General features: G+C 66.2%; 8 protein-coding genes. 1 reads left to right on the forward strand and 7 read right to left on the reverse strand.

The annotated features are described in order from the left end of the window. Positions 1 to 19: 19 nt before the first annotated feature. From VJV41_RS24890 to VJV41_RS24905, 4 genes are all read right to left on the reverse strand, one after another. Positions 20 to 1,102 (reverse strand): ABC transporter ATP-binding protein, encoded by a 1,083-nt coding sequence (locus tag VJV41_RS24890; RefSeq protein WP_325338268.1) that lies wholly within the window; start codon positions 1,100 to 1,102, stop codon positions 20 to 22. A gap of 174 nt (positions 1,103 to 1,276) precedes the next feature. Further along, the gene (gene rplL, locus VJV41_RS24895) at positions 1,277 to 1,669 is read right to left on the reverse strand and encodes a 50S ribosomal protein L7/L12 (protein WP_325338270.1); all 393 of its coding nucleotides are present in this window, start codon (positions 1,667 to 1,669) and stop codon (positions 1,277 to 1,279) included. Positions 1,670 to 1,726: 57 nt separating this feature from the next. Continuing rightward, positions 1,727 to 2,254, reverse strand: coding sequence for a 50S ribosomal protein L10 (gene rplJ, locus VJV41_RS24900; RefSeq protein WP_325338272.1), 528 nt, complete (start codon positions 2,252 to 2,254; stop codon positions 1,727 to 1,729). Positions 2,255 to 2,495: 241 nt separating this feature from the next. After that, entirely contained in the window at positions 2,496 to 2,927 is a 432-nt protein-coding gene (locus VJV41_RS24905; RefSeq protein WP_325338274.1) for a DUF1772 domain-containing protein, read from the reverse strand. Positions 2,928 to 3,009: 82 nt separating this feature from the next. On the opposite strand from VJV41_RS24905, the gene VJV41_RS24910 reads away from it, so the two are divergent. Then, a complete protein-coding gene (locus VJV41_RS24910; RefSeq protein ID WP_325338276.1) occupies positions 3,010 to 3,438 on the forward strand; it encodes a helix-turn-helix domain-containing protein in 429 nt (142 codons plus the stop codon). On the opposite strand, the gene VJV41_RS24915 is transcribed toward VJV41_RS24910, so the two are convergent. The 3 genes from VJV41_RS24915 to VJV41_RS24925 all read right to left on the reverse strand — a co-directional run. Continuing rightward, a complete protein-coding gene (locus VJV41_RS24915; RefSeq protein WP_325338278.1) occupies positions 3,339 to 4,244 on the reverse strand; it encodes an ROK family protein in 906 nt (301 codons plus the stop codon). The genes VJV41_RS24910 and VJV41_RS24915 overlap by 100 nt on opposite strands. After that, positions 4,244 to 4,792 carry a DUF7158 domain-containing protein gene (locus tag VJV41_RS24920; protein WP_325338280.1) on the reverse strand — a complete coding sequence of 183 codons (549 nt, stop codon included), beginning with the start codon at positions 4,790 to 4,792 and terminating at the stop codon, positions 4,244 to 4,246. Before VJV41_RS24920 ends, VJV41_RS24915 begins: the two co-directional genes overlap by 1 nt. Continuing rightward, positions 4,789 to 6,871 (reverse strand): NEW3 domain-containing protein (locus VJV41_RS24925; RefSeq protein WP_325338281.1); only part of this gene is annotated, 2,083 nt, incomplete at its 5' end. The genes VJV41_RS24925 and VJV41_RS24920, both read right to left, overlap by 4 nt.

A 6,871-nucleotide genomic window follows, 5' to 3' on the forward strand; every position in this document is an offset into this window, starting at 1 on the left:
CGGAAGCCACTCCCAGAGGCTAGCGCTCCTCGGCGACGGGAATGCGTCCCGTCGGGGCATCGTCCTCGGCCGAACGATGACGGGCCGAAACGTCGTCGGGAATCGCGTGCGAGGCGTACTTGTGCGTGCCCTCGAGGTCGTCGCGGATGGCTTCCTGAGCACTCGGCGGCAGGGTGTGCATGATCTCGCGCACACGGGCCTGACGACGGCCGACGGCCTGGCGCTCGGGCATACCCGGTGTCGCCATGATCTGGGGCGGCACACCCTCGATCTCTTCGACACCACCGTCGTGATGACCGGCATCGACCATGGCCTGCTCCTCGGCCATCGTCGACTCGTCCTTCTCCTCCGACATACCGATCGGACCGATCCGGCGACCGTTGAGGAACTGCCGCACCACCGGCTCGTCACTGGTCAACAACACCTCACGCGGACCGAACATCACCAGATGCTTGCGGAACAACATGCCGATGTTGTCCGGCACCGTGCGCGCGATGTTGATGTTGTGCGTGACGATCAGGATCGTGCAGTCGATCTGCGCGTTGATATCGATCAACAACTGCGACAAATAAGCGGTACGAACCGGATCCAGACCCGAGTCGGGCTCGTCACAGAGAATGATCTGCGGGTCGAGCACCAACGAGCGGGCCAACCCGGCGCGCTTGCGCATACCACCGGAGATCTCACCAGGGAACTTGTTCTCATCCCCACCCAAGCCGACCAGCTCGAGCTTCTCCATGACGATATTGCGGATCTCGCTTTCCTTCTTCTTGGTGTGCTCACGAAGAGGGAACGCGGTGTTGTCATACAAGCTCATCGAGCCGAACAACGCACCGTCCTGAAACATCACCCCGAACAAGGTGCGGATCTCGTAAAGCTCCTTAGCCGAACACTCGATGATGTTCGTGCCGTCGACGATGATCTTGCCGCGCTCCGGGCGCAGCAGCCCGATCAGGGACTTCAGGAACACCGACTTGCCAGTACCCGAAGGGCCCAGCAGCACACTGACCTCCCCCTGCGGGATGTCCATCGACACGTCTTCCCAAATTCGCTGGGGCCCGAAGGACTTCGTCAGTCCCTCAACTTGAATTCCAATGCCCACGCGCGATCCTTCCGCCAATGCCTGGTCCCAGCCACATGCCTCCCGCCTGTGGCTTGAGTCACTGTAGCTTACGCGTCACGAGCACAACACTCGTCTGCGGCCAGATTGTGATGAACCCCCGATACAACTGTGGGGCGGATCTGTTTGCCAGATCCGCCCCACAGTGAAAAGAAACTACTTGACGGTGACCGTCGCGCCTGCAGCCTCGAGCTTCGCCTTGGCGTCCTCGGCAGCCTCCTTCGGAGCCTTCTCGAGGATCGGCTTCGGAGCACTGTCGACCAGGTCCTTGGCCTCCTTGAGGCCCAGACCGGAGACGATCTCGCGGACGACCTTGATGACGCCGATCTTCTTCTCGCCGGCACCCTCGAGGATGACGTCGAACTCCGACTGCTCCTCGGCGGCCTCGGCGGGCGCACCAGCAGCGGCGCCAGGAGCGGCCGCGACGGCGACCGGAGCGGCGGCGGTGACCTCGAAGGTCTCCTCGAACTTCTTGACGAACTCAGAGAGCTCGAGCAGCGTCAGTTCCTTGAACGCGTCGAGCAGGTCGTCGGTGGACAGCTTGGCCATGGTGTGGTCCTTTCTTACTTTTCTTCTGGGCTGGTTGGGTAGAGATTGAGGACGCTTCTACGCGGCCTCTTCGTTGGCTTTCTTTTCTTGCAACGCGGCTGCCAGCCGGGCGACCTGCGACGCCGGAGCGTTGAACAGGCCGGCGGCCTTGGACAGGTTCGCCTTCATCGCGCCGGCCAGCTTGGCCAGCAGCACCTCGCGGGACTCCAGGTCGGCGATCTGTTCGACCTCGGCCACGCTCAGTGCGCGGCCGTCCATGTAGCCGCCCTTGATGACCAGCGCCTTGTTGTCCTTGGCGAAAGTCTTGATCGCCTTGGCGGCGTCGACGGCCTCCCCCTTGACGAACGCGATCGCGGTGGGTCCGACGAACAGCTCGTCGAGACCCTCGATGCCCGCCTCCGCCGCGGCACGCTTGACCAGCGTGTTCTTGGCGACTGTGTAGGTGGCGGACTCTCCGAGCGATCGGCGCAAGTCCTTGAGGTTGGCGACCGTCAGCCCGCGGTATTCGGTGACGAGCGTCGCCGTCGCCTCCTTGAACTGCTCGGCGATGTCGGCAACCGCGGTGGCCTTGTCAGCCTTGGCCATGCATGCCTCCTCGTGGTTGATATCGGGTGCGCCACCGATGGAGGCCGGAAAACGACGAACGCCCCGACGCAGACAGGTCGGGGCGCGCAAGATGCTGGCACTTGCCAGCAGTAATAGCCTCGTCCTCCTGCGTGGGCCGCCGGGTAATCCCGGACCTTCAACCGATTTCTCGGTGACCGACGGTCTTCGGTGGAACTGGCCAAGAATAGCCTGCCACCCGCCGATCAGCCAAAACGGTGCGCTACGCGACTATGCCGACGGCCAGCGCGACGAACATCGTGACGAGCAGCCCCACGCGTACCCAGTGCAGGCGGTCCCATCGGCTGGCCAGTTCGCGGTTCACATCTTCGTCCGAGCGCCAAGCGCTGATCCGGTTGTTGATGGGGACGAGCACGGTGACCGTCAAGAGCAGTGCCACCCCCATGACCGCGACGGCGACGATCGCCAGCACATTGCGGGACACGACGGCCCCGGCGATCAGAGCGGCAAGCGTGCCGATGTACCAGAACGGCATCAGCGCACCGAGCAGTCGGCTTCCTCCGCTGCGGACCACGCGGTAGGCATCGTCGGGCAGCTTGGAGACGAGCGGGTTCGTGAAGGCCGCCACTCCCAGTTCCACTCCGACGAGCGGGCCGGTGAGCACGAGAGCAACGATTGCGATGACGTGTTCCATACCGTCGACCCTGCGGTCTATGCTGACAAAAAGCAAGGTACTGACAAATTAGTCAGTACATGTCCGTGCGGAAAGGCTCGCTATGGCGGTGTCGAAAAAGGAGATCAGCGAGTGCCCGATCGACGCCACACTGACGGTTATCGACGGGCGTTGGAAGGGCACCATCCTCTGGCGGCTCTTCGACGGGCCGATGCGCACCGCAGAACTGCGTCGCAGCATCCCCGAGATCACCGAGCGCATGCTCATCCGACATCTGCACGAGCTCGTCGACGCAGGCATCATCGACCGCCACGACGCCGGCACCGTTCCGCCCTGCGTGCACTATTCGATCTCCGAGTATGGGAGGACGTTGGGCCCGGTGCTGGAAAGCTTGTGCGATTGGGGCCGAAAGCACATGCAACGCAAGGCTCCTCACGCATCCAGAAGGGCCGCGGCGCCGATCAGACCGGCCTCGCCACCGAGTTCGGCCGGCAGCACTCGCAGTCCGCGCAGGAAGCCCAGCCGGGCATAGGTCTCCAGTCCATGGCTCAGCGGGTCGAACAGCAGCTTGCCAGCCTTCGCCACCCCGCCGCCGATGACGACCAGGTCCAGGTCGCACACCGCTGCCACGGACGCGATCGTCGCGGCCACCGCGGTTCCGCCGCGGTAGAACGCCCGCAGGGCCACCGGGTGTCCCGTGTAGGCGGCATCGGCCAGTTCCTTCGCGTCCGCCTCGGGCGGGGCGTCCCAACCGTTGTCGCGCGCCCATTGGGCCATTCGGGGTCCGGCGGCGACCGTCTCGACACAGCCATGGCCACCGCACGAGCACAGTCCGCCATCCAGGTCGACGACGACGTGGCCCACGTGTCCGGCGTTACCTGTGCGCCCGTCGTAGGGTGCGCCGTCGAGCACCAGCCCACCCCCGACACCGGTCGACACCACCATGCCGAGCAGAAAGTGCGCCCCGCGGGCCGCGCCGCGCCACCGCTCCCCCAGCGCCATGCACAACCCGTCACCACCTAGGCGAACAGCCGCGCCGGTCAGCCCGGAGACCCGCTCGACGATCGGAAACTGTTGCCATTCAACGATATTGATCGGGCTCACGGTCCCCGTCGGCAGATCGATCGGCCCGGCGGACGCGATGCCGACGCCGCGGACACGTCCACCGGCGGCGGCCAGAGCCTCGGTGACCAGCGTGTCGACCACCGCCCACACCGCCTCGGCGTCGCCGTCCGGTGTCGGCAGCTTGGCGTGATGAACCAGCGTGCCTTCGGCGTCGACAAGACCGGCGGCGATCTTCGTGCCGCCTATGTCGAGTGCCAGCGTGACTTCGCTCATCAGTGCCTATGCGTGTTGTCGGGCTGACGCGGATCGCCGGGGTGCTCATATCCCGGGGCAAGCTCGACCAGTGCAGCACATCGGGCGTCGAGCCACACCCGAAATGCGCGACGCCGGGCCGCGTCCCGCAGGTGGTCCGCGATCTGCGTGCGCGTATCGAAGCGCCTCGGATTGCGGACGAGGTAGTCGTCCACATCGGCATCGGGGACGTCGACGGCTGCGGTCACGCTCGTATAGACGGCCCGGGCAAGCGGCGCGGCCAACACCGAAGCGGCGACGCTGCCGATCTCCAGCCGCGCGACGGTATCCGGGAGTAACTCGCCTTCGGTCGGCGCATCCTGCACGGTCAGGCCTCGGGTTCGGGCCTCCGCGTTGACCACACGCTCTATCACCAGCAGCTGGGTCAGCCACCGACGCAGCTGCCGGCCCTCGCTAGTGCCCTGCCGCGGCAACGACGACGCGAGTCTCGTTGCGCGTAGCTGCTTCTCGCGGGCGTCGACCTCGCTGACCGAGATCGGCACGCCACCGACGATCGCCGCAACACTCATTGCACCGTGACCTTCACTGCCGGTGAGTAGATCGGCCGGCCCGCGCATCCGACGCGGATCAGCGCCCACCACTGGCCGGCCTCGACCCAGACGGGCGGGGCGACGTCGAAACCCAGTTCGAGGGTTCCGCGGGCGGGCATCTCGCGGCCAATCGCGCGTGGCCCCAACCATTCCCATGTCCCCCACGGGCTGATCAAGTGCGCTTCGAGGGCAAGATCGGCGCATGCGTCGGTGCCGACTGTGACCGCAAGCCTGGCCGTTTCGCCTGCGGTGACCGTGACTTCGTCCGGCCCGCTGAGCAGCCTCAGGATCTCGCCGCTGGACGGCGAGCCGACCGACACGATGCAGACGTCCTCGACCACCTGCCGCCATGCGGGCGGCATCGTCACGGCATCACTGCCCGTGAGGGTCAGTTCGGCACGAATCGGGTACAGCCCGAATGCCGATCCCGGCGGCATCGTCACCACGACATCAGTTTCCAGGTATTCACCCGGCGGCAGCATGAGCGGCAGCTCGGCCGGATCGGCAGTCCATCCGTCCGGACACAGCAGACGTACCTTGCCGTGCAGCACCGAATCGCTGCAATCGCTCGCCACGGTAAGTCGCAGCAAGACTTCTGAATTCGGCTCCACTGACATGTTCTGTGGATGCAGATGTGCCACCACCGGAAGGCCGCCGAGCGGCGCGGGTCCGCGGTTGTGCAACCAGTACCGCGCGTATAGCGGTTGGGCCGCCTCCGCCTCTGGCGCCAACACCGTGTGGTCAGCCTCGAGGACCTTGGGCATGTTGAGCCGTGTCAGCACGGTGGCGATCTCGTATCCGTGCAACCTCAGCCCGTCGGATGCCAGGCCCTGGATCCGCGGTTGTTCCAGCAAGTCGACCCGCGATGCCGCCGACACTCGACGCAGCCCGGACCGAACCACGACATCCGTTGCCGCTCCGCATGTTTCGACCAGGCGCAGCGCGACACCGTCAGCGGGATCGACGGCCTGCACGCTGCCCGCGGCCAGCGGATTGCCCGCAGCCTTCAGTGCGCCAAGCTGCACCCTGCCGGCGGGCTCGATTTCGAACAGCGAACCCCATGCGGGCAAACCCCCTGCGGCCCTGGTCTTTTCGGTGACCGCGACGAGCGGGTGGGAGAACTCGGCGCTGCGGACCGGCACGCGGGCAACCCTCCAGTCGTCGTCACCGGAGACCAGCGCGTAGTCGAAGGTGTGCGTCCAGTGCTGCAGCTGGAAATTCGAGCCGTCGGGCGCGGTGCGGCGTGGCGGGTCGATCCAGGTGCCCGACGGCCAACCCGTGCACGAACGCATCAGTGACAGGTGAAGTGTGCCGTCGGATTCGACCGCGAACCCGGGCATTCCGCGATTGAGAACAGCGACGGTGCGGTTCTCGAACGACCCGAGCTGCGCGGACACTTCTTGCTCGACGGTGACCTCAGCGTCGTCGAGGTCCTCGACCAATTCGGCCACCGCGGCGTCCAGGTCCGAGCCCGCGACGATCAACACCGGCAAGGCGCGTACTCCCCGAAGATCCGCTCCCGGCACCCACTGCTCGGCCAGCGGCACGACGGACGGCACCCACACCCGGGCCGTGCCCGCGCTGTAGAGCTGGCGCTTGAGCTCCTCGGTGTACATCGGATCCGCTTCGGCAAGGACCGCTGCGGTGAAAGCGTTCTGGTCCGGTCCGCCCAGGGCGATCCGCGCATCCGGCAGGTTGGAATCGACGGTGAGATCGCCGTACCGCGGCTTGACCGCGCTGCTGCATGTCGCGGTCACGCCGGCGCGGACCAGCGCCACCATCAACTCACGCGCCAGCGCAGCCGACTGCGACTCCGTCGGCGACACCACTTCGGCAACCGATATGGCCCGCACGTCATGGCCGACGCGTACCCGCGCTGCCGAGGACACGCCGAACCACCCGTAGGCCGGGTTGTCGAGCGTCCACGGGTGGACTGCGGAGTCGACGGCGACTCCGTGGCTGGATGTCGCCGGCCCACCGGCTCCGTGGCTGGATGTCGCCGGCGCACCGGCTCCGTGGCTCGATGTCGCCGGCGCACCGGCTCCGTGGCTCGATGTC

Origin of the sequence: Mycobacterium sp., assembly GCF_035274705.1 — a bacterium.
GTDB lineage: Bacteria > Actinomycetota > Actinomycetes > Mycobacteriales > Mycobacteriaceae > Mycobacterium.